A 22,930-nucleotide genomic window follows, 5' to 3' on the forward strand; every position below is an offset into this window, starting at 1 on the left:
CTCAACCGTCGAGCAGCCCGGCCATGTGGCGGGTGAGCACCAGCGCCGCGGGCCCCGCAGTGGAGGCGCGCAGGATGTTCCGCCCCAACAGCGCCGTGCGGGCGCCGGCGGCGACCAGCCGATCGATCTCGCCGTCGGAGATGCCCCCCTCGGGGCCGACGATGAGCAGGATCGTAGGGATCCCGGATGTGCCCTGCCCCGTGCCGGACCGCTCTGCGGCGTCGTCCAGGAACGTGCGGACCACGTCCGGGAGCGGCTGCGCGGCTGCCTCGTGCAAGATGATGGCCTGCCAGGTGGTGCCACCCTGCCGGGCGTTGAGCAGTTGTTCGGCCAGTTGGGCTGTCGTGACGACACCGGAGACCTCGGGCATCCGCGTGCGGCGGGACTGCTTCACCGCCGAGCGGATGGTCGCGGCCCACTTCTGCCGTCCCTTTTCGGCCTTGGCCGCCGGCCAGCGGACCACCGAGCGCTCGGCCTGCCAGGGGATGACGGCGTCGATGCCCAGTTCCACGGCCGCCTCGACGGCCTGCAGGTCGCGGTCACCCTTCGACAGGGCCTGGACCAGCACGGTTTCCACCGCCGGCGCGTCCTCGTGCGCCAACCTGTCCACCCGTGCGGACAGGCTGGCCTTGTCGGTGGTGAGCACCGTGCAGCTGGCCCGCGTCCCGGCACCGTCGAGCAGGTCGATCTGCTCGCCGGCGCGGACCCGTTTGACGGTCACGGCGTGGTGTCCCTCGGCGCCCTCGAGCACGACGACGTCACCGGGGACGGCCGCCGGCGACAAGCCGTCGTCGAGCAGGAACGCCTGGTTGCTCATCAGGCGCGGTGGCCCAGCTTGTCGCGGAGCCGGGAGAAGACGCCGCCTCGTTCTGCCAGGCGGCCCTCGGCGAATTCCTCGTCGCGCAGGCTGGCGAGCCGTTCGAGGAGCTCGCGTTGTTCGGCGTCGACCTTCGTGGGGGTCTCCACGTGCACGTGCACCAGCAGGTCGCCTCGGGAGCCGCCGCGCAGGCGGGGCACCCCGAGCTGGGAGAGCTTGACCGTGTCGGAGGACTGGGTGCCTGCCTCGATCCGGATCTCCTGCTCACCGTCGAAGGTGTCGAGCTTCATTTCCGTGCCCAGCGCGGCCGCCGTCATGGGGATGCGCAGGGTGGCGTGCAGGTCGTTGCCCTCGCGTTCGAACACGGCGTGGCGCTTGACGTTGATCTCCACGTAGAGGTCGCCGGCCGGGCCGCCACCGGGACCGGCCTCCCCCTGTCCCGCCAGGTGGATGCGGGTTCCGGTGGCGACGCCGGCGGGAACCTTCAGCTGCTTGCTGACCCGCTCGCGGACCCGGCCCTGGCCCATGCACTCATTGCACGGGCTGGGCAGGGTGGTTCCGAACCCGCGGCAGGCAGGGCAGGTCTCGACGGTCATCATCTGGCCCAGGAAGGACCGCACCGGGCGCTGAACCTGTCCTTGGCCGTGGCAGATGGTGCAGGTTTCCGGGGAGGTCCCGGGCTGGCAGCAGCTGCCGCTGCAGACGGTGCAGGTGACCGCGGTTTCGATGTCGAGGGAGTAGACGGTCCCCTGGACTGCGTCCTTGAGCTCGATGGACGCGGTCACCAGGGCGTCCCGGCCGCGCTGCGTGCGCGACGCCGGGCCCTGGGCCTGTCCTCCGCCGAAGAACTGCTCGAAGATGTCGCCGAAACCGCCGAAGCCGGCGCCGCCGCCGCCTCCGCCCGCAGTGCCGTTCTCGTTGCCCGTGGCGTCGTAGACCTGTCGCTTCTGCGGGTCGGAGAGCACCTCGTAGGCGTGGGTGACCGACTTGAACTGGTCGGCGACGTCCTGCCCCGGGTTCACGTCCGGGTGGAGTTTGCGGGCCAGCTTCCGGTAGGCCTTCTTGATTTCCTCGGCGGAGGCGTCGCGCGCGACGCCGAGGGTTTCGTAATGGCTGCTCACAGTGTGTGCTGTGTCCTTTCCGACATTCTGTACATGCTGGTTCCCCGCGCTTCCGGGCCGTTATCCGGCCAGGATGCGGGAAAGGTATCGGGCCACCGCGCGAACGGCGGCCATGCTCGTGGGATAGTCCATCCGCGTGGGGCCCAGGACGCCGATCTTGGCCGAGGACCCGGGCCCGTAGCCGGTGGCGACCACCGAGGTCTCCGCCAACCCGCCATAGGGGTTCTCGCGTCCGATCTGCACGGTGATCCCGCGCGCATCCTGTTCCATCTCGGAAAAGAGGCGCAGCAGGACGACCTGCTCCTCGAGGGCCTCCAGAACCGGGGTGATGGTCAACGGGAAGTCGCCCGTGGAGCGGGCCAGGTTCGCTGTTCCGGCCAGGATGATCCGGTCGATCACCGAATTGTCGCCCAACGACCCCAGCGCCTCGGCGAGGATCCTTGCCGGTAGCCGAAGCACCTGCGGCAGGTGCTCACACGCGGTGGCGGCGAGGTCCCCGATGTTTTCGAGCCGCTGCCCCGACGTGGCGGCCAGGAAGGCGGCCTTGAGGCTGGCCAGTGCATCGTCGGTGGTTTCCGGTGGCACCAGGACCACCCGCTGGTCGACCTTGCCCGTGTTCGTGATCAGGACCGTGAGGACCTGTCCGGCCCCCAGTCCCACCAGTTCGATGTGCCGTACCGTTGCATCGCTGAACTGGGGCACCTGCAGGACGGCCACCTGGTTCGTCAGCTGTGCCAGCAGCCTGACAGTGCGCTCCAGGACCTCGTCGAGGTCGTTGGTTCCCTCGAGCATGTGCTGGATGGCACGTCTTTCGGCGCCGGACAGTGGACGGACGGCGTCGATCTGGTCCACGAAGTAGCGGTAGCCCTGTTCGGTGGGGATGCGACCGGCGGAGGTGTGCGGGGCGATGATCAGCCCGTCCTCCTCCAGTGCGGCCATGTCGTTGCGGATCGTCGCCGCCGACACACCGAGCTGGTGGCGTTCCACCAGGGCCTTGGAGCCGACGGGCTCGCGTGAATGGACGTAGTCCTCCACGATGGCCCGCAGGACCTCAAGGCGTCGTGGGACGGTCATTCGATCCTCCTGGCTCTGGTGGTGGACGGATGTGGTGGCACGTGTCGCTTAGCACTCGACACGCCTAAGTGCTAAGTCTAATACGATCCGCCGCTTGTTAGCATGGTGGCCGCGCGCTCCGGCGCCTCCGGGCTGCCACAGCGACCGCCCGATCCCAGCGAAAGGCCGTGTCAGGAATTGAATATCCACCAGTGGGGGGCCCAGGATCTGTCGGCTCCGAAGCCGCGTGAATTGCGCCAGGTGCCGGCAGCCGTGGGGTTGCTGCTGGAAGATGTCCAATCCGGCTGGGTCGGGGAGGTCGTGCGGATCGAGCGCGCGGGGGGAATGCGCGTCGTCGTTCTCGAGGACCGCCGTGGCAAGACCCGTTCCTTTCCGACGGGGTTCGGGTTCCTGCTCGAAGGTGAACCGGTCGAGGTCACCGGGCCCGCGACAGCGGCGGCGCAAGCCACGCGGACGCGGACCGCCTCCGGCTCGGTCAGGGTCGATAACCTGAGGGCACGAACTGCCCTGGCCAGTCGCATCTGGGTCGAGGGCAAACACGATGCGGAACTCGTCGAGAAGGTCTGGGGACATGACCTGCGCGTCGAGGGAATTGTCGTCGAACCCCTGCACGGGGTCGACGACCTGGCGTCGGCGGTGGCGGAGTTCTCCCCGGGGCCGGGACGGAAGCTGGGGATCCTCGTGGACCATCTGGTCCACGGAAGCAAGGAGGAGCGCATCGCCGCCGAGGCGATGCGGGTACCGGGCGCCGGCTCCAACGTGCTGATCGTCGGCCACCCGTATGTGGATGTGTGGCAGTCCATCCGTCCCCAGGTGCTGGGCATCGCTGCGTGGCCGGTGGTGCCGCGCGGCACCGATTGGAAGACCGGAATCCTGCGCGGACTGGGCTGGCCCCACGCGACGCAGGCCGACGTCGCCCTGGGGTGGCGGCGGCTGCTCGGCCACGTGAACAGCTATTCGGACCTGGAAGCCAGCTTGCTGGGACGGGTCGAGGAGGTCATCGATTTCCTGACCACGGGCCGCCATTGAGCCGGTTGGCGACCGGACGCCGCGCCGCAGGGCCGCAGGTCGGTGCACCAAATCGCGGCTGGCCTATAAACTGAGGCGATACACCACACCGGACGGGAGGAACGTCGGACCATGAACGGCATTGAACGCGACCCGAAGGACGGCCCGGCTGACGCGGGGCGGTTCGAGGGTTCCTCGGCGGCTCCACTGCCGCTGACCCCTTCCGAGGACAGGCAGTGGGCGACCATTGCCCACTTCGGGGGGATCCTTGGGTGCATCCCTTCCGGCATCATCTACTTGGTGTACCGAGATCGTGGCCCGTTTACGGCGCAGGAATCCAAGGAGGCGCTGAACTTCACGTTGCCCCTGACGGTTCTGGCCCTGCTTTCGAACCTGCTGATGCTCATTCCGGTGATCGGCGGCGTGTTCGCGATCGTCGCCGTGGCCATCTGGGTGTACGTCACGGTGAGCGGTGTGGTGGCCGGGATCGAGGTCAACCGTGGCCGCCCCTACCGCTACCCGGTCAACCTGCGTCTCATCGACTGATTTCAGCTCTACGCAACTGACCCCCGGGACGGAGTGTCCTGGGGGTCCTGTCGTTTCAGGGAACGGTTCTCAGAAATCGAGCAGCCGACGAACGATGGTGTCGGCCAACAGCCGGCCCCGCAATGTCGGTATGACGGTTCCCTGGATCGCAGCCGTGCCCTCGACCAGCCCATCCGAGATCAGGCCGGCCACCGCCTGGCGGCCGGAGGCGGGCAATTCGCTGGTGGGCAGCCCGTCGATGATGCGGGTCAGCAACATGGTGCGCTCAAGCAGCCTGGCCTGCTCATCAGGGGTCTCGCGGCCGGCGGCCGGGGAAATCCCCGTGTCCACACGCTGCTGGTAGGCGGCCGGGTGCTTGACGTTCCACCAGCGCAGCCCCCCAACATGGGAATGTGCACCGGGTCCGGCGCCCCACCAGTCGGAACCCTTCCAATAGGCCATGTTGTGGCGGCACCGCGTGGCTTCGCTGCGGCTCCAATTGCTGACTTCGTACCAGCGGAACCCCGCGGCAGTTAGCAGCTCTTCGGCCAGAAGGTACTTGTCGGCGTGGTCGTCGTCATCGATATCGGGCACTTCGCCGCGGCGGATTTGGGCGGCCAGCCGGGTGCCGTCCTCGATGATGAGCGCGTAGGCCGAGATGTGGTCGGGCTCGTAGGACAGCGCGGTCTCCACGGAGGCGCGCCAGTCGGCCAGGGACTCCCCCGGGGTTCCGTAGATCAGGTCCACGCTGACGTCGAGGCCGGCTTCGCGGGCCCACTGGACGGCATGGCCGACCCGTTCGGGCCGGTGTGTCCGGTCGAGGGTCTTCAGAACGTGCGGGACCGCCGACTGCATGCCGAATGAAACGCGTGTGAACCCCGCCTGGGCCAGTGTCGCCAGTGACTCCGGGGTCACGGAATCGGGATTGGCCTCGGTGGTGACCTCCGCACCCTCCCGCAGCCCCCACGTGGTGCGGATCGTCGCCAAGACGGAGGCCAGATCAGCGGCGGGGAGGAGCGTTGGCGTGCCACCGCCAAAGAAGACGGTCGAGACCTCGCGCTCGGGAAGCCCGCTGGCGCGCAGGACGCCGGCACCGAACACCAGCTCCGACGATGCCGCGGCAGCGTAGGTGTCCTGGCTGGAACCGGAGCCCAGTTCGTGGGCCGTATAGGTGTTGAAATCGCAGTAGCCGCACCGCACGGCGCAGAACGGGATGTGGACGTAGACGCAGAATTCGCGCTCCGTGGCGCCATCGATGCATCCGGCCGGAAGCAGGCCATCGGCTGGAGCGGGGTCCCCGAGGGGTAGTGCAGAGGGCATGGATGCTACTTCTTGGCCTTGTCCTTGGAGCCGTCGGAGGACAGCGCTGCGATGAACGCCTCCTGGGGAACCTCAACGCGTCCGACCATCTTCATGCGCTTCTTGCCCTCCTTCTGCTTCTCGAGGAGCTTGCGCTTGCGGGAGATGTCGCCGCCATAGCATTTGGCGAGGACGTCCTTGCGGATGGCACGGATCGATTCGCGGGCGATGATGCGCGAACCGATAGCTGCCTGGATGGGGACTTCGAACTGCTGGCGCGGGATGAGCTCGCGGAGTTTGGAGGTCATCAAGACCCCATATGAATAGGCCTTGTCCTTGTGCGTGATCGCGCTGAAGGCATCGACCTGTTCTCCCTGAAGCAGGATGTCGACCTTGACCAGGTCGGCCACTTGTTCGCCATCTGCTTTCCAATCAAGCGACGCATAGCCACGGGTCTTGGACTTGAGGATGTCGAAGAAGTCGAACACGATCTCCGCCAGGGGAAGCCAGTAGCGCAGTTCGACCCGGTCCTCGGAGAGGTAGTCCATGCCACGCATCTGGCCGCGCCTGGACTGGCAGAGCTCCATGACGGATCCAACGAACTCGTTCGGTGTCAGGATCGTTCCCGAGACCATCGGCTCGTGGACTTCCATGATCTTACCGGCGGGGAACTCGCTGGGGTTGGTCACGGTGACCATGCTCTTGTCCTCTTTCATCACCTCGTACACCACATTGGGTGCCGTGGAGATGAGATCGAGATTGAATTCGCTTTCCAGACGCTCGCGGGTGATTTCCAGGTGCAACAGGCCCAGGAAGCCCACACGGAAGCCGAAGCCCAAGGCCACGGACGTCTCCGGCTCGAAGGTCAGGGCCGCATCGTTGAGCAGGAGCTTGTCGAGCGCATCGCGCAGGACCGGGTAGTCGGAACCGTCGATCGGGTAGAGACCCGAGAACACCATCGGCTTGGGGTCCTCATAACCGCCCAGGGATTCCTGGGCCGGCTTGTTGAAGGTGGTGACGGTATCGCCGACCTTCGACTGGCGGACATCCTTGACGCCCGTGATCAGGTATCCGACCTCGCCGACCCCGAGACCTTTGCAGGGCGTAGGTTCCGGTGATGAGACGCCGATCTCCAGCAGTTCGTGGGTCGTGCGGGTGGACATCATCTGGATCTTCTCGCGGGGCGAGAGCCGGCCATCGACGACGCGGACATAGGTGACCACACCGCGGTAGGTGTCGTAGACGGAATCGAAGATCATGGCACGGGCCGGGGCATCGACATTGCCCACCGGCGCCGGAAGGTCGCGCACGATCTTGTCCAACAGGGCCTCGACGCCCACGCCGGTTTTACCCGAGACCCTCAGGACGTCCTCGGGGTCACCCCCGATCAGGCCCGCGAGCTCCGCAGCATACTTCTCGGGCTGGGCCGCAGGCAGGTCGATCTTGTTGAGGACGGGGATGATCGCCATGTCGTTTTCCATGGCGAGGTAGAGGTTGGCCAGCGTCTGGGCCTCGATGCCCTGCGCGGCGTCGACGAGCAGGATCGCGCCCTCGCAGGCCGCCAGCGAACGGGAGACCTCGTAGGTGAAGTCGACGTGGCCGGGGGTGTCGATCATGTTCAGCGCGTACGCCGTCCCGTCGACCTCCCAGGGCATCCGCACTGCCTGTGACTTGATGGTGATGCCGCGTTCGCGCTCGATGTCCATGCGGTCGAGATACTGTGCCTTCATGTCCCGGTGGGAGACGATTCCCGTGGATTGCAGCATCCGGTCGGCCAGGGTGGACTTCCCGTGGTCGATATGGGCGATGATGCAGAAGTTCCTGATGATCGCCGGATCGGTTGCGGCAGGCACCGGGGAGGTGCTGGCCATGGGTGACACGTGGGTGACCTCGCTCTGGGTGTGTGGAATGACGAACTGGTTGCGGACGGACCGCAAAGCACCATTCTTCCATGATTCGGGCGCCCCGGCTTCCGCCCTCGCGGGTGTGGCGTAGCGCTGTTACCGTGGCCCCATGCAGATCAATCCACGAGTCATCAGCCGGTTGGTGCGGCTGGGCACCCGGGCATTCCGGGCATTCCAGTCCAGCAGTAAGCGCGATCAGGGGTCCTCCCCGGACCAGCAGCGGCCCCCGGGCGGCCCGACCGGAGCAGGGCAAGGTGGCCAGCGAAAGCATGACACGGGCGACGGCTCCGGAGGCGGTTGAAGAGATCGTCCCTACCCGGGCGACTACACCGGTCCGGTCAGGGCCGTGTATGCCCCGCAACCCGACGGCCGGCCAGATCCGGGTGAGATCGTCTGGACGTGGGTCCCCTATGAAGAGGACCACACGCAGGGAAAGGACCGGCCGGTGCTGTTGATCGGGCACGACGGCAACACCCTGCTCGGGCTCATGCTCACCTCCAAGGACCATGATCGTCCGGGACATGATGACCGAGCCTACGTGGACATCGGGGCCGGCCCCTGGGATCGGCAAGGGCGGCCCAGCGAAGCCAAGGTCGATCGGATCATCCGTGTCGAGCCCGACGGGATCCGTCGCGAGGGCGCCGTCCTCGGGCATCCCGCCTTCGACCAGGTGGCGAAGGCACTCCGCCGACCCTGAAGCAGAGGCCTTCTCCGGCGGACCGTCGGCACCGGGTGGCGACCCGCCAGGGTTCATCCCGAATCGCGGGGACCGGGCATCCCTGCTAACATTGATTGCTGTGTGTCCGCGCAGGTCGACGGGCACTTCTCCCGGGTCGCCATAGGTATCCCCACGCCGCTCAGTCGATGGCTCGGGAGGGATCCCTCACCGACCACATTCCGCGATAGCAAGAGAGTTTATACAAGTGGCTAATATCAAGTCCCAGAAGAAGCGCATTCTCACCAACGAGAAGTCCCGCGCCAGCAACGCCGCCGTGCGTTCGGAGCTGAAGACCGCCATCCGCTCGGTCGACAAGGCCATTGCCGCCTCCGACAAGGATGCAGCCTCCGCTGCCCTTGCCACCGCCGGCCGCAAGCTGGACAAGGCAGTCAGCAAGGGTGTCGTGCACAAGAACAACGCTGCCAACCGCAAGTCGGCCATCTCCAAGAAGGTCAACGCGCTCTAAGGCACGTCCACAGTTTGACCGGCTGAGGCCGCCACCGGGAAACCGGTGGCGGCCTCAGCCGGTTAACCGGTTAGAACCCGCCGGATGGGGCAATCGGGACGGCATCGTCAGCGGCGGGCGGCCAATGCGATCCCCGTGACGGCACGCTCCACCGCGTACCGCGGGTCGCGGGACGCACCCTTGACCTGCGCGTCGGCCTCGGCCACCAGCCGAAGACACCGCACCAGGTCGTCGTGCGAGAAGTAGCGCGCCTGCTCCTGGGCCTGCTGCACTTGCCACGGGGCCATGCCGAGTTCCTTCGCCAGCATCCCCGAGGACTTCCGCTGTCCGGCGACCTTGGCAACCTGGCGCAACTTCATGGCCAGGGCCGCGACGATGGGCACCGGATCGGTGCCGGTTGCCAACGCATGTCGCAGGGTCCCCAATGCCGTCGGCCCGCGTCCCGAGAGCGCCGCATCGGCCACTTTGAAGCCCGTCGCCTCCACGCGGCCACCGAAATAGCGGTCCACGGTTTCCTGGTCTACTTCCCCGGTCGTGTCCTGTACCAGTTGCGTGCAGGCGGCCGCGAGTTCCGCCAGATCCGAGCCAACGGCGGCCACAAGTGCCCGGGTGGCTTCTGGGAGGATCCGGCGGCGGGCCGCCTTGAATTCCTGCGAGACGAAGTCGACCTTTTCGGCATCCTTCTTCAGCGGCTGGCAGTCGATGACGACGGCGCCGGACACCTTCAGGGCGTCGAGGACCTTCTTGCCGCGATTGCCGCCGGAGTGGTGCAGGACCATGACGACATCGGCGGCCGGGGATGCGGCATAGGCCAGGATGTCCTCGAGGAAGTCCTCGTTCATCGTGGCCAGCGACATGGACTCGATGACCTTGGAGTCGCCGAACAGAGAGGGGCTGGCCGCCAGGAGGAGTTCGCCGCGCTCGTAGGTCGACGCGTCGAACGTCGTGACTTCAGCTCCGCCATCACGTTCCTTGACCTGCTGGCGGATGGAGTCGATGACCCGGCCCGCGACGTAGGCCTCGGGGCCCTGCAACAGGATGAGCGGGGCGGGAACTGCCTGGCGCCAGTTCGGCCCGGTACCCGTTCGGGTTCCGGAGGTCCGCGAGCTGCCTGCGGGCTTATTGGCCACCATGTTCCGCCTTCCGTTGGGGTCTGACAATGCATCCTATCGTCCCCTCAACGGGGTCTGCGCCCATGGGCGACCAGCTGGCCGTCGGTGGTCTCCTGCAATCGGATGGTGCCGTTCAGATCGGTCCGGTACGTCTGCATTCCGGCGGTCCGCAACGCCTGCAGGGTGCTGGGTGCCGGGTGGCCATAGGTATTGTCTGCGCCCACGCCGATCAGTGCCACCCGGGCACCACTGGCGGCGATGATGGCGCTCCCGCCGTTCTTCGCTCCGTGGTGGCTGACCTTGAGTATGTCGACGCGCAGGTTCGGATGGGCGTCGATCACCTGCCCCATGGCCTGGGCTTCCATGTCCCCGGTGGCCAGCATCGTGAAGGCGCGCCCGGCCGTGCCCTGGATCGTGAAGACGACGACCAGCGAGGCGTTGTTTTCTTCCTCGCCGCGGGGGTCCTCGAGGGGGCCGAGTACTTTCCAGCTGACGGTTCCCGCGGCGCCGGTCGCACCTGCCCGGGGTTCGCTGGCCTGGTGCCCCGGGGGGAGGCCGGGAAGCTTCGTGCGTTCGGTTCCGGTGGAGAAATAGGCAGGTCCGATTCTTCGTCCGCTGGTGGCGCCGGCCAACCCGCCGGCATGGTCAGCGTGCAGATGCGTGATGAACAACGCGTCGATGGTGTGGATACCCAGGGCCGTCAGGCAGTCGTCGACCTTCGCGGGGTCGGGCCCGGTGTCCACCAGCACGGCACTGTCCGTGCCGGACCGCAGGACGAAGGCATCGCCTTGGCCGACGTCGCAGGCCGCGACCTGCCACGGGCCCGAAGGGGTGCGGAACCACACGGTGGCCGGAACCGTGAGCCCGGCGAGGAGCCCCACGGCGGTGGCCGCGACTCCGATTGCGGCGCCCCGGCGCCCCCAGTGCGACACGTTCCGGAAGAAGGCCACGGAGTGCACGAGGCGCTGCATGGGGGCGCCGACCATTCCCCCGGGGCCGAGCCACCCGCTGGAGGCCGCGTCCTCGTCCCGGGGCGGTGTGGAGGCCAGCCATACCGCCACCAGTCCCAAGACGGATACCAGGATGCCCGCGACCCGGCCGCCCTGCCCGTCGGGCCAGGGAAGCGCTGCACCCGGAAGCCCGGCTGCCAGGTGGCCCAGGGCGCCGATCCAGCCCGCCGGAATCCCGGCCACCCAGGTGAACGGCTCCAGCCAGGGTCCTGGGACGGCAGCCAGCACCAGTGCGGCGGTCCCCACGACGGTCACCACGGGCACCAGTGGCGCAGCCACGATATTGGACGGGACGGAGTAGGGGCTGAAGGTCGAACTCATGCCCAGGAGCACGGGAAGGCAGAACAATTGGGCGCTGGTGCTCACGCCGACGCCATCGGCGAGCCAGCCCGGCATGGTGTGCCGACACAGCCGTGCCAGCCGTTGCCCCATCAGCACGATCCCGGCCGTGGCCAGAGCGGAAAGCTGGAAGGCAGGTTCGCGGGCGTACCACGGGTCCCACGCCAGGATCAGCACGACGCAAAGGCAGAGTGCCGTCAGTGCCTGCTTGCCGCGACCGGCGTAGACGGCGAGGGCACCGATGGAGCCCATGACGGCAGCACGGATGACACTGGGTTCAGGGTGTACCAGGGCAACGAATCCCGCCAGCAGGAGCAGCGATAGCAAGAGGGACGGCATCCGGCCGATGCCGCAGAACCGGCAGGCGTACAGCACGGTTCCCAACAGCATGGCCACGTTGGCGCCGCTGACCGCTGTCAGATGGGCAAGTCCGGCCGTCTTCATGTCGGCGGAGAGGTCCGCGGATTGGGCGCTGCGATCCCCCATGACCATCCCGGGCAACAGTGCGGGTCCCTCCCCCGGAAGGACGGTGGCGGCGGCCGTCAGGCGTGCACGCCAGCGTTCCGTCGTTGGTGTCCGCGTGGATCCGCCGACGGCCAACCCGGCGGAGGCCCGCAACCAGTAGCCCTGCCTGTCCCCCGGAGCCGCTCTGGCGAGGCGTCCGAGCCCGGTCACCGACTGGCCGAGGAGGGGGGCGCCTTCATGCTGCCACTGGTCGGAGTGGAGCACCAGGACGGCGTCGGCGGCCCCGGAGTGCCAATTGCCGGCAGCGGTGTATCGATGCACCCGGACATCCAGGAGGATCATCGGATCCGTGTCTTCAGCGGCCGGTTCCGCTCCGACCAGGATCTCGCCGGATTCATGGCCGTGCGGGGACTGCATCGGGCGGGCATCGCCGGTCACCTCGGCTTCGAAACGGATCGTCGCACCGGCATCGGCCAGGGCACCAAACGTCGGATCCCGCTGAGCCAGGGTGTGGGTGGATATGCCCGCGGCCACCAGGAAGACCCCCACTGCCGCCGCGGCCGTTGGGGTCCACCAATGGTGGGACCAGGCGATCATCCCGCGATTGCGCAGCAGCAACCAGTAGAGCATCGCCAACAGGGCCCCGAGGCCGGCGGTGATCAGCACGGAGAGTCGGGGGTCGACTTGCACCAGCAGCCAGGCGGACGTCCAGGCTGCGCCAGCCGTCGACAGGCTGCGCAAGTCGAGGCGTCCATCATCGTCCGTCCCGGCCATGGCCCCGGGGTCCGGCAGGGACCATGGGGCGAGGCGCCGCAAGGAACCGGCCAGCAGGTGGAACCGGGGGGATGGATGGCCGGCCCGGGCCCCGGGGCCCGGTCGGCCGGCGGCCGCCCCGGGCGCGCGTGGTTCCGGTGGGGGCGGGGAATCCTCGGCAGCTGGGCTCAACGGAACCTGACCAGCGGTTCGAGGCGGGACATCATCGCCGGACCGATGCCCGGTACCGCGTCCAGTTCCCCCAGCGACGCGTACGGCCCATTGGCGCTGCGGAACTCCACGATCCGGGCCGAGAGTGCCGGTCCGATTCCCGGGATCTCTTCAAGCTCCGTGGCATCGGCTGCATTGATGTCGATGCGTTCCCCGGAGCCACCGTCGGGCGCGGAGTCGGCCCCTCCGACGGTCGTCGGTGCCGCGTGTGGAGCCGCACCGGAGGAGGCCACTTCGTCTTGTGTGGGCAGGTACAGCTGTTCGCCGTCCTGCAGGGGCGCGGCCAGGTTCACGGCCGAGGCCACGGCTCGCGATGTCAGGCCACCGGCCTTGTCTACGGCGTCCCCTGCCCGGGCGCCGGAGGGGAAACGGTAGACGCCGGGCTTCTTGACGGCACCTGCGACGTGTACGACGACTTCTTGCGTCGGCTGGCCTGTCGGGTCCTCGCCGTTGGCCGGGCCACTGCCAACCGCCGTGGGAGATCCGGTGGCCGGCGTCGGGGCGGGTGTCGGTTCCGCGGTGGTGGCCCCTGTGGCGGCACTTGGATCCATGTCCACGGCACCGAGCCGTTCCCCGGCGCCGTCGGGCGGATGGAACAGCAGGCTGGCGGCGATCCAGATCACGGCCGTGAACAAGAGGCACATGATCGCCCCGCGGCTAAGCCGGAAGCGGAAGCGTGCGCCGCCGTCGCGGCCCGAGGTCGGGTCTATGCGCATCTCCCAGCGGTGTCGGACCATGCCGATAGCCTAGGAAACCGCTCCTGCGGTGCCTGGCCGGTGGGGCGAGATGTGGAGAAGCTGGTGCCGGGCCGGCTTGTGGAGGGGGCGTATGTGGATCACCATACGGCCGCCGCTCCCCCGGGTTCGGTCGCGTCCGAGGCCACCGCGATGCAGGGGCTATTCCCCGGTGCCGACCTCGCCCGCCGCATGGGGTGATTGCCGCGGTTCCTCGTCGTCGGCCCCGGCGTCGACGCCGGTAGACAGGGCGGCCCCGGGATCGGCGATGGGGGCGATGACCACGGCCAGTACGCCGGCACCGGCATGTGCGGCGAGGACGGAGGGCAACGGCTCGCACAGGACATCGCCGCTGCTGGAGCTTTCCAATTCGGCCCGGAGCTCGTCTGCCTGGTCGGGATTGCCGAAGTAGTGCACGGCAACACGGGCCCCGGCCGGTGCAGCGTCTGCCGCGTCCCGGGAGATCTCGACCAGGCGGGCCATCGCCCGTGGCGTGGTCCTGACCTTTTCCCGCACGCCGATGCGGCCGTCCCGGATCTCCAGCAGGGGCTTTACGGCCAGCAGGGTTCCGAACATGCTGGCTGCCGCCCCGATGCGCCCTCCCTTGCGCAATTGCTCCAGGCTGGGCACGACGAAGCAAATCGTGTAGCCGTCGGCCCGCCTCGCTGCGGCTTCGACGGCGGTGAGGGGCAGTCCCGCTTCGGCGGCGAGGACCGCGTCCATGACGGCCAGTCCCTGTGCCAGGCCGACCGTCCGGCTGTCGATCACCGTTACCGGCACCTCGACCTGCCCTGCAGCCCATCGGGCGGCATCCACTGTCCCCGACAGCTCCTTCGAGAGGTGCAGCGATACGATCTGCTCGTATCCGGCACTTGCCAGGGATTCATAGGCGCGTTGGAACACGCCAGGGGCGGGCCGTGAGGTCTGCACGGAGGCTCCGGTGGCGAGCGCAAGCGCCAAGGCGGTTTCCACGTCGTCCAAACCCTCGGTGAAGATCTGCCCGTCGATCATCACGGGCATGGGCAGAACCCGGAGCCGGTCACCGTGTGCGGCGACCCACTCCTGTGGGAGCGCCGCCGCCGTGTCGGTGACGACGGCGATCCGCGACCGGTGGAGGCGGTCGCGTTGGCGGCGCTCGCGTGGGAGGAGGCGATCCAGGAACCCGGGATGCCGCTCGGCGCGGGATCCGGGTGGGTCGCCTCGGCGCTGGGCTGGAGCCATATCCCTACCCTAGGAGGCCGGAACGAGATTCACGAGCTTCGGTGCACGGACGACGACGGTGCGCAGTTCGCGGCCGTCCAGGGCCCGCTGCACCGGCTCCGAGGCCAGCGCGAGTTCGCGCAGGTCTTCTTCGCTGATATCCGCGGGAACCGTCAGCCGGTCACGGACCTTGCCCTTGACTTGGACGACCGCCACGACCGTGTCCTGGATCAGCAGGTCGGGATCGACGACGGGCCATCCGGCGTTGGCCACGGAGGGCTCGTGGCCGAGCTGCTCCCACATGCCCTCGGCCGTGTACGGCGCGAAGAGGCTCAGGATCACGGCAACGGCTTCGGCGGCCTCGCGGACGGCGGGGTCGGCCGGACCGACCCCGGTGTCGATGGCCTTGCGGGTGGCATTGACCATTTCCATCAGCTTGGCGACGACGACGTTGAACTTGCCCGCATCCAGCAGGTCGGCGGCCTCGGCCACGGAGCGGTGGGTGACCACGCGCAGCGCCCGGTCACCGGTCTCCGGGGCGGTGCCGGCGGAACTGGTCACATCCTGGGCCATGCGCCAGGCCCGGGCGAGGAACTTGCCGGCGGCAGCGGGTGAGACATCCGCCCAGTCGACGTCGTCTTCCGGCGGGGAGGCGAAGATCATGGTCAGGCGTACGGCATCGACGCCGAAACGGTCCAGCTGCTCGCCCAGATCCACGCCGTTCCCCAGCGACTTGCTCATGGCCTTGCCGCCGTTGAGGACCTGGCCCTGGTTCAGGAGGGCCGAGAACGGCTCGGTCGCCTCGAGCAGCCCGAGGTCGTGGATGACCTTGGTGAAGAAACGGGCGTAGAGCAGGTGCAGGATCGCATGCTCAACGCCGCCGACATACTGCCCGACGGGCATCCAGTTCCGTGCCGCTTCGGGGTCGAAGGGTCCTTCGGTGTAGTCCGGTGAGACGAAGCGCAGGAAGTACCAGGACGAGTCCACGAACGTGTCCATGGTGTCGGTGTCGCGCAGGGCGGCTCCGCCACAGGAGGGGCAGGAGACATTGACCCAGTCCGCAGCCGCAGCGAGTGGTGAAGTGCCCTTGGGGGCCAGGTCCTCGCCACGCAGGTTGTCCGGCAGACGGACGGGCAGCTGGTCATCGGGGACCGGGACCTCACCGCAATCCGGGCAGTGGATGATCGGAATCGGGGTGCCCCAGAAGCGCTGGCGGGACAGCAGCCAGTCGCGCAGCCGGTAGTTGACCGTATGGCGGCCGGTTCCGGCGGCTTCGACGATCTCCACCGCGCGGGCGATGGCCTGGGCCTTGTCCAGCCCATCGAGCTCACCCGAATTGACCAGGGTGCCCTCCCCCGACGTCGCCACGCCGCTGACGGCCGGGTCGTCTTCTCCGGTGTTGAGGACCACGCGGATGGGCAGGTCGAAGGTGCGGGCGAAGTCGAGGTCGCGCTGGTCGTGTGCGGGAACGGCCATGATGGCGCCGGTGCCGTAGTCGGCGAGCACGTAGTCGGCGGCCCAGACCGGCAGCCGGGCTCCGGTGAGCGGGTTGATCGCATGGCGGCCCAGGAAGACACCGGTCTTGGTGCGTTCGGTGGACTGTCGTTCGATCTCCGAAAGGGCCTTCACCTCTTCCTGGTAGGCAGCCAGCGCATCTCGGTGCTCGGGTGCGACGATCTCGTCGGCGAGGGCGGCGTCGGCGGCCACCACGAAGAACGTGGCGCCATGGAGTGTGTCGGGGCGGGTCGTGAAAACGGTGACCTTGCGCTCGTCCTCGGAGGTCTGCAGGGCTTCGATGGCGAAGTCGACGTGGGCACCCTCGGAGCGCCCGATCCAGTTGCGCTGCATGGCCAGCACCCGTTCGGGCCAGTGCCCCTTCAGCGCATCCATGTCATCGAGAAGCCGGTCGGCGTAGTCGGTGATCTTGAAGTACCACTGGTTCAGCGACTTCTTGGTCACGGCCGTCCCGCACCGCTCGCAGGCTCCGTTCACCACCTGCTCGTTGGCCAACACGGTCTGGTCCTTCGGACACCAGTTCACCGGGTGGTCCTTGCGGTAGGCCAGGCCCTTTTCGTAAAAGCGCTTGAAGAGCCATTGGGTCCAGCGGTAGTAGTCCGCGTCGGAGGTGTGGAGTCGGCGGGACCAGTCGGCACTGATGGCGTAACGCTTGAACGAGGCGGCCTGCGTGTCGATGTTGGCGTACGTCCACTCCGCCGGGTGCGCATTGCGCTTGATGGCAGCATTTTCGGCGGGCAGCCCGAAGGAGTCCCAGCCGATCGGATGCAGCACGTCGTATCCGAGCTGGCGCCAGTACCTGGCGACCACATCGCCCATGGCGAAGGCCTCGGCATGGCCCATGTGCAGGTCACCCGAGGGGTACGGGAACATGTCCAGGACGTAGCGGCGCTCGGCCGAACCGTCGTCCTTCGGGGTGAAGACCCCCAGTTCCTCCCACACGGGCTCCCACCGGGCTTCAAGCTCCCTGAAGCTGTAGCTGGTGCCGGTGTCCGCGGTTCCGGGTGCCTCTGTGCTCACGTTGTGTTCGCCTTCTGGTAGTGCAGAATATGTGGGTCGTCCAGTCCCGGCCGCCGCTGCCTTCGGGAAGGTCATGGAAGCCGAACACGAAAAAGCCCCTTGGCATGCAAGGGGCAGCCGGGAAGGTGATCCCGGCTAGGAAAGACGTAGGACTGCTGACATGGGGCCAGTCTACAGCACGGCAGGACCCCGGCACCGCAGGGGTGTCGGGGTCCCGCCGGATGGTCGAGGCGCCGTTACAGCACGTCCTCGTCGACCCAGTCGAACGTCTTGGTCACTGCCTTTTTCCACAACCGCATCTGACGCTCGCGTTCATCCTGATCCATGGCCGGTTCCCACCGGGTGTCCTCGGCCCACTTGGAGCGCAGTTCGTCGCGGTCCTTCCAGAAGCCGACGGCCAGACCGGCCGCGTAGGCCGCGCCCAGCGCGGTGGTCTCCGTGATCTCCGGGCGGACCACCGGTACACCCAGCATGTCGGCCTGGAACTGCATGAGGCTCTCATTCGCCACCATCCCGCCGTCGACGCGCAGTTCGGTCAGCGGGACCTCGGCATCGGCGTTCACTGCGTCGAGGACCTCGCGCGTCTGGAAGGCAGTGGCCTCCATGGCGGCGCGGGCAATGTGGGACCGGTTGGCGAAGCGGGTGAGACCGACGATGGCACCGCGGGCGTCGGGGCGCCAGTAAGGGGCAAAGAGGCCGGAGAAGGCGGGGACGATGTAGACACCGCCGTTGTCGTCGGCCTTCGCGGCCAGCTCCTCCACCTCGGCGGCCGATGAGATCATGCCGATGTTGTCCCGCAGCCACTGCACCAGGGAACCGGCGACGGCGATGGAACCCTCCAGCGCGTAGACGGGCTTCTCGTCACCGATCCGGTAGGCGACCGTCGTCAACAGCCCGTTGGTGGACTTCACGATCTCCTCGCCGGTGTTGAAGATCAGGAAGCAGCCTGTCCCGTAGGTGTTCTTGGCCTCGCCGGCAGAGAACGCCGCCTGGCCGAAGGTGGCGGCCTGCTGGTCGCCGAGGATGCCCGCCACGGGGACCTCGCGCAGCAGCTGGTTGGTGTGGACGGTGCCGTAGACCTCGGAGGAGGATTTGATCTCGGGCATCATCGAGGCCGGGACGCCGAAGTCGGCGAGGATGTCCTCATCCCACGTGAGCTTTTCCAGGTCCATGAACAGCGTGCGGGAGGCGTTGGTGACATCGGTGATGTGGATGCCGCCGTCGGTTCCGCCGGTGAGGTTCCAGGTCACCCACGTGTCGGTGTTGCCAAAGAGCAGGTCGCCCGCCTCGGCCCGCTCGCGCACCCCGTCGACGTTGTCGAGGATCCACTTGACCTTGGTGCCGGAGAAGTACGGGGCCAGGGGCAGGCCGACCCGGTCCTTGTATCGGTCCCCGCCGCCGTCGGCTGAGAGCTCGTCGACGATGTTCTGGGTGCGGGTGTCCTGCCAGACAATGGCGTTGTAGACGGGCTTGCCGGTGTTCTTGTCCCAGATCACCGTCGTCTCTCGCTGGTTGGTGATGCCGACAGCGGCGATGTCGTGGCGGGTCAGGTTGGCCTTGGACAGGGCGCTGCCGACGACTTCACGGACATTGGTCCAGATTTCCGTGGCGTCGTGCTCGACCCATCCCGCCTTCGGGAAGATCTGCTCGTGTTCCTTTTGCCCGACGGAGACGATGGCGCCGTCGTGGTCGAAGATGATGGCACGCGAACTCGTGGTGCCCTGGTCGATGGCGATGATGAACTGGTTCATGGGTTTTCCCTTCGAGGTACCGGTATGGGGATGGCTGTTGCCATGACGCGCACCACACGGTTGTTGGCTGCGGGTCGAGGTCATGCGCCCTGGCCGCCGGGGTACGGGGCGCACCCACTGGCGGGGTCTGTCTGGTCTAGAAGAGCCCGGCGCCGGCGATGCCGCCGACGGCACCGCCGATCAACGGGCCGACGACGGGGACCCAGGCGTAGCCCCAGTCGCTGCCGCCCTTGCCCTTGATCGGCAGGATGGCGTGGGCGATGCGTGGGCCGAGGTCACGTGTGGGGTTGATGGCGTATCCGGTGGGACCGCCGAGGGAGGCGCCGATGGCGACGACGAGCAGGCCGACGGCCAGGGGGCCGAGCTGGTGCGGGGTCTTGCCCAGGCCGGAGATCACGAAGACCAGGACGAAGGTGGCGATGATCTCGGTCACCAGGTTCCAGGCCTTGCCCTTGATGGCGGGGCCGGTGGAGAAGACGCCGAGCTTGGTCGCGGGATCCGGTTCCGCGTCGAAGTGCTGCCGGTAGGAGGCCCAGCACAACACGGCACCCAGGAAGGCGCCGATGAGCTGGGCGGCGAAGTAGAGCATCGTGGTGATGAAGGTCTTGTCCACCCCCGGCGCGTATTCTGCGACATCGGGGTTCACCAGCAGCCCGATGGTCACCGCCGGGTTCAGGTGGGCGCCGGAGGCGGCGGCGACGAAGACGCCGGCGAAGACACCCAGGCCCCAGCCGAAGTTCACCATCAGGGTCCCCCCGCCCAGGCCCTTTGAGCCGGCCAGGGAGACGTTGGCCACGACTCCCCCACCGAGCAACAACAGCATCATGGTGCCGAGCATTTCGGCGCTGAAGACTTGCAGAGACATCGTTGACTCCTACGTTGTATGGAAGTGGTCAGGGCATCGTGTGATGCCCCCGCTGCATCCCGGCTACCCGGCGGTTGCCGGTGCGGAAATCGTGGGCCGGGCCGTGCTTCGGTGCACCGCCCGGCGAAGTGGCGGTCAGGCGGCCGCCGGGGTGAAATCCACGCCGTGCTCCTCGGACAGCACGCGGCGGGCATCGGCGCGTTCGGATTCGGTCCGCCCGGCATCCCAGCCCAGCACGGGTGCCAGCACGTCGGCGCACTCGTCGATGAGCCCACCGGTGACCAGCCCGCGGAAGGCCAGCGAGGTGCGGCGGATGAAGACGTCGACCAGCCGGCCGACCTGCTCGTTCCGGGCCATGTGCCGCAGCTCGTCGACGCTGAGTTCGGCGCAGTGGCGCAGCAGCGTGTCGTCGGCCCCGGTGGCTGCGAGGACCTCGTCGGCGCGGGTCCCGTATCGTTCGAGCAGGACGGAGACGCGTTCGCGCGGGGCGCGGTGAGTCCTCGCGGAGATCCACTGTTCGCGTTCGACGGCATTGCGCGGGTAGCCGACCCCACCGCCGATCGCCAGCGCCCGGGTGTCCGGGCCGGTGGAACGCCCGAGTGCGTCCAGGACCTCGGCTCCGAGATGCTCGGCCAGTGCGCGGAATGTGGTCCACTTGCCGCCGACGAGGCTGAGCAGCGTGGTGCCCCGGGCGCCGGTTCGCCGTTCGATCCGGTAGTCCCGCGAGACGAAGCCCGGCTGGGTGTCGTCGTGACGGGGCAGGGGGCGGACGCCGGAGAACCGGTAGACGATCTCGTCCCGGGAGACGGCGATGTCGGGGAAGACGTGGTTGATGAGCTCGAAAAAGTAGTCGACCTCCTCGGGGGTGCAGCGTGCCGGCTGCGTGATGTCCGCCTCGATGTCGGTGGTGCCGACCAGGACCCGGTCCCCCATCGGGTAGATCAGCACGATGCGTCCGTCGCTGTGCTCGAAGAAGATCTCCCGCCCGCCGCAGGCGGCGAGCAGTTCCGGGCTGTCCAACACGATGTGCGATCCCTTGGTCCCGCCCATGAACCGGCTGCCCTGGCCCAGGGCGTCGTTGGTCTGGTCGACCCAGGCGCCGGTGGCGTTGACGATGACCGGTGCCGTGAAGTCGAATTCCTCCCCGGTGAGCTCATCGCGCATCCGGGCCACGCCGTCGTGCTCGGAGACCAGTGAGAGGTAGTTGGAGGCGCGCGATTCCGGGTTGGCTGCCAGGCCGTCGTGGAGCACGTCCAGGGTCAGCCGTTCCGGGTTGTGCACCGAGGCGTCGAAGTAGGTGGCCGCGTACTTCACGTCGGGGCGCAGTGCCGGCAGGTCGGCCAGGGCGCGGCGTCGGCCGTGGAAGCGGTGGCGTTCGGTGAGGCGGCCGGAGCCGGCGAACGCGTCGTACATCATCAGCCCGGCCTTGATGAGCAGTGCGCCGCGTTCCTGTGGCTTGGAGTTGCGGTGGGTGAGGAAGCGGGCCGGGGCGCTGAGGATCCCGGAGAACGTGGAGAAGACCGGGATGGTGGTGCGCAGCGGCTTGACGTAGTGCGGGGCGATGGCCAGCAGCGTGTTGCGTTCGCGGACGGACTCGCGGACCAGGCGGAATTCTCCGTTCTCCAGGTAGCGGATGCCGCCGTGGATCATGTGCGAGGAGGCACCCGAGGCGCCCTGGCAGTAGTCCCCGCGTTCGACCAGGGCGACGTCGATGCCCTGCAGGGCCAGGTAGCGGAACGTCGCGACGCCGTTGATCCCGCCGCCGACGATGAGGACCTGGGCCTGCGGGCGGTCGCGGAGGGCGGAAACTGACGGACGGGCTGCTGGGGTGGATGACACGCTGATCGGTCCTTTGCTGCGAGGTGGTGCTGGGAATCCCGTATCGGGCTACCGCCAAGTAGTCTGGTGAGCACAGCACGTAACCGTCAATCGAGCTGCACATATGTGCAAAAGGCAGGGAATCCATGGGTCGTGACGGCCATCTCACCGAGTCGGCAGCCCGGCAGCGTGAACCGATCGTGCATGGCGCACGCCACACGAACGGCGACCGTCGGGAGCGCGATGCGCTGCGTGCCGCCCAGCTCTACTACGTCCAGGACCTGACGATGGAGGCCATCGCCCATGACCTGGGCGTCTCCCGTTCCACGGTGTCGCGCCTGCTCTCGCTGGCCAAGCGCACCGGGCTGGTCAAGATCGAGCTGAACCCGCCGCGGGGTCGGGCCACCTCGCTGGTCCGGGACCTCGAGGACCGGTACGGGGTGCGGGCCCAGGTGGTGCCCACGGACGGCTCGCTCAGCGAGGCCGAGGTCCTCGAGCGCGTCGCCGCCCACGCGGCCCACGTCGTGCAGCCGCTGATCTCCTCGGGCATGACGGTGGGCCTGGCCTGGGGGTCGACGCTGAGCGCGCTGAGCAAGCACCTGGTGCACAAGCCCACGCATGACACCGTGTTCGTCCAGCTCAACGGGGCGGCCAACCCGCAGACCACCGGCATCTCCTATGCCAGCGACATCCTCTTCCGCTTCGGCACCGCCTTCACCGCCCGGGTGGAGCAGTTCCCGGTCCCCGCGTTCTTCGACCGGGCCGAAACGCGCGCCGCGATGTGGAAGGAGCGTTCCGTGATCCGGGTGCTGGACACCCACCGCGACATCCGGCTGGCGGTCTTCGGGCTGGGGTCCATCGACTCGGCGGTGCCCAGCCAGATCTACCGCGGCGGCTACGTCAGCACCGCCGAGGCCCGGGCCCTGCGCGAACAGGGCGTCGTCGGCGACGTGGCCACCGTGTTCTACCGAAGCGACGGCAGCGACGAGGACATCGCGATGAACGACCGGGCCACCGGGCCGCGCCTCGCGGAATTGCGCCGGATCCCCCAGCGCCTGGCGGTCGTCGCCGGGCGCGGCAAGCTCGCCGCCCTGCGCGGTGCCCTGGAGGGCCGGCTGATGACCGACCTGGTCGTCGACGAGGGCACGGCCTGGCGGCTGCTGCGCTGAACCGCCGCCGCATGGT

Annotated in this window: 18 protein-coding genes; 5 read left to right on the top strand and 13 right to left on the bottom strand. The window is 68.0% G+C overall.

Annotated features, from left to right (window positions below; genetic code table 11):
- Nucleotide 1 precedes the first annotated feature (1 nt).
- Genes AC1MEQ_RS01305 through hrcA form a run of 3 tightly spaced genes read right to left on the bottom strand, consistent with a single transcriptional unit; the run spans nucleotide 2 to nucleotide 3,012 of the window.
- Nucleotides 2-817, bottom strand: a complete 816-nt coding sequence (locus tag AC1MEQ_RS01305; protein WP_479793260.1) for a 16S rRNA (uracil(1498)-N(3))-methyltransferase — start codon at nucleotides 815-817, stop codon at nucleotides 2-4.
- Nucleotides 817-1,938 carry a molecular chaperone DnaJ gene (dnaJ, locus tag AC1MEQ_RS01310; protein ID WP_479793262.1) on the bottom strand — a complete coding sequence of 374 codons (1,122 nt, stop codon included), beginning with the start codon at nucleotides 1,936-1,938 and terminating at the stop codon, nucleotides 817-819. Before dnaJ ends, AC1MEQ_RS01305 begins: the two co-directional genes overlap by 1 nt.
- Before the next feature lie 60 nt (nucleotides 1,939-1,998).
- Nucleotides 1,999-3,012: a heat-inducible transcriptional repressor HrcA gene (gene hrcA / locus AC1MEQ_RS01315; protein WP_479793264.1), complete on the bottom strand. Its 1,014-nt coding sequence runs from the start codon at nucleotides 3,010-3,012 to the stop codon at nucleotides 1,999-2,001.
- Between the two features lie 177 nt (nucleotides 3,013-3,189).
- Here hrcA and AC1MEQ_RS01320 point away from each other — a divergent pair, with 177 nt between their 5' ends.
- Entirely contained in the window at nucleotides 3,190-4,041 is an 852-nt protein-coding gene (locus tag AC1MEQ_RS01320) for a DUF3097 family protein (RefSeq protein ID WP_479793266.1), read from the top strand.
- Between the two features lie 111 nt (nucleotides 4,042-4,152).
- Nucleotides 4,153-4,566 carry a DUF4870 domain-containing protein gene (locus AC1MEQ_RS01325; RefSeq protein ID WP_479793268.1) on the top strand — a complete coding sequence of 138 codons (414 nt, stop codon included), beginning with the start codon at nucleotides 4,153-4,155 and terminating at the stop codon, nucleotides 4,564-4,566.
- 69 nt (nucleotides 4,567-4,635) lie between these two features.
- On the opposite strand, the gene hemW is transcribed toward AC1MEQ_RS01325, so the two are convergent.
- A complete protein-coding gene (gene hemW / locus AC1MEQ_RS01330) occupies nucleotides 4,636-5,865 on the bottom strand; it encodes a radical SAM family heme chaperone HemW (protein ID WP_479793270.1) in 1,230 nt (409 codons plus the stop codon).
- Nucleotides 5,866-5,870: 5 nt separating this feature from the next.
- A complete protein-coding gene (gene lepA, locus AC1MEQ_RS01335; protein WP_479793272.1) occupies nucleotides 5,871-7,724 on the bottom strand; it encodes a translation elongation factor 4 in 1,854 nt (617 codons plus the stop codon).
- A gap of 370 nt (nucleotides 7,725-8,094) precedes the next feature.
- Here lepA and AC1MEQ_RS01340 point away from each other — a divergent pair, with 370 nt between their 5' ends.
- Both AC1MEQ_RS01340 and rpsT read left to right on the top strand, forming a co-directional pair.
- Complete coding sequence (locus tag AC1MEQ_RS01340; RefSeq protein ID WP_479793273.1) at nucleotides 8,095-8,445, top strand: type II toxin-antitoxin system PemK/MazF family toxin; 351 nt, start codon at nucleotides 8,095-8,097, stop codon at nucleotides 8,443-8,445.
- A gap of 226 nt (nucleotides 8,446-8,671) precedes the next feature.
- Nucleotides 8,672-8,932: a 30S ribosomal protein S20 gene (gene rpsT, locus AC1MEQ_RS01345; protein ID WP_479793275.1), complete on the top strand. Its 261-nt coding sequence runs from the start codon at nucleotides 8,672-8,674 to the stop codon at nucleotides 8,930-8,932.
- Between the two features lie 107 nt (nucleotides 8,933-9,039).
- Here the strand turns inward: rpsT and holA are convergent, their stop codons facing one another.
- The 8 genes from holA to AC1MEQ_RS01385 all read right to left on the bottom strand — a co-directional run bounded on the left by holA (nucleotide 9,040) and on the right by AC1MEQ_RS01385 (nucleotide 21,766).
- Nucleotides 9,040-10,065 (bottom strand): DNA polymerase III subunit delta, encoded by a 1,026-nt coding sequence (gene holA, locus AC1MEQ_RS01350; protein WP_479793277.1) that lies wholly within the window; start codon nucleotides 10,063-10,065, stop codon nucleotides 9,040-9,042.
- Nucleotides 10,066-10,109: 44 nt separating this feature from the next.
- Complete coding sequence (locus tag AC1MEQ_RS01355) at nucleotides 10,110-12,632, bottom strand: ComEC/Rec2 family competence protein (protein WP_479793279.1); 2,523 nt, start codon at nucleotides 12,630-12,632, stop codon at nucleotides 10,110-10,112.
- Between the two features lie 167 nt (nucleotides 12,633-12,799).
- Nucleotides 12,800-13,579: a ComEA family DNA-binding protein gene (locus AC1MEQ_RS01360; protein WP_479793281.1), complete on the bottom strand. Its 780-nt coding sequence runs from the start codon at nucleotides 13,577-13,579 to the stop codon at nucleotides 12,800-12,802.
- 159 nt (nucleotides 13,580-13,738) lie between these two features.
- Nucleotides 13,739-14,797, bottom strand: coding sequence for a DegV family protein (locus tag AC1MEQ_RS01365; protein ID WP_479793283.1), 1,059 nt, complete (start codon nucleotides 14,795-14,797; stop codon nucleotides 13,739-13,741).
- 9 nt (nucleotides 14,798-14,806) lie between these two features.
- The gene (gene leuS / locus AC1MEQ_RS01370) at nucleotides 14,807-17,386 is read right to left on the bottom strand and encodes a leucine--tRNA ligase (RefSeq protein WP_479793285.1); all 2,580 of its coding nucleotides are present in this window, start codon (nucleotides 17,384-17,386) and stop codon (nucleotides 14,807-14,809) included.
- 161 nt (nucleotides 17,387-17,547) lie between these two features.
- Entirely contained in the window at nucleotides 17,548-19,062 is a 1,515-nt protein-coding gene (glpK, locus tag AC1MEQ_RS01375; RefSeq protein WP_479793287.1) for a glycerol kinase GlpK, read from the bottom strand.
- A 136-nt stretch (nucleotides 19,063-19,198) separates the two neighbouring features.
- Nucleotides 19,199-19,927 carry an MIP/aquaporin family protein gene (locus tag AC1MEQ_RS01380; RefSeq protein WP_479793289.1) on the bottom strand — a complete coding sequence of 243 codons (729 nt, stop codon included), beginning with the start codon at nucleotides 19,925-19,927 and terminating at the stop codon, nucleotides 19,199-19,201.
- Nucleotides 19,928-20,062: 135 nt separating this feature from the next.
- Nucleotides 20,063-21,766 carry a glycerol-3-phosphate dehydrogenase/oxidase gene (locus AC1MEQ_RS01385; RefSeq protein ID WP_479793291.1) on the bottom strand — a complete coding sequence of 568 codons (1,704 nt, stop codon included), beginning with the start codon at nucleotides 21,764-21,766 and terminating at the stop codon, nucleotides 20,063-20,065.
- Between the two features lie 125 nt (nucleotides 21,767-21,891).
- Here AC1MEQ_RS01385 and AC1MEQ_RS01390 point away from each other — a divergent pair, with 125 nt between their 5' ends.
- Nucleotides 21,892-22,914, top strand: coding sequence for a sugar-binding transcriptional regulator (locus AC1MEQ_RS01390; RefSeq protein ID WP_479793293.1), 1,023 nt, complete (start codon nucleotides 21,892-21,894; stop codon nucleotides 22,912-22,914).
- Nucleotides 22,915-22,930 lie beyond the last annotated feature (16 nt).

The sequence above is a fragment of the Arthrobacter sp. ASL1 genome, from assembly GCF_056680475.1.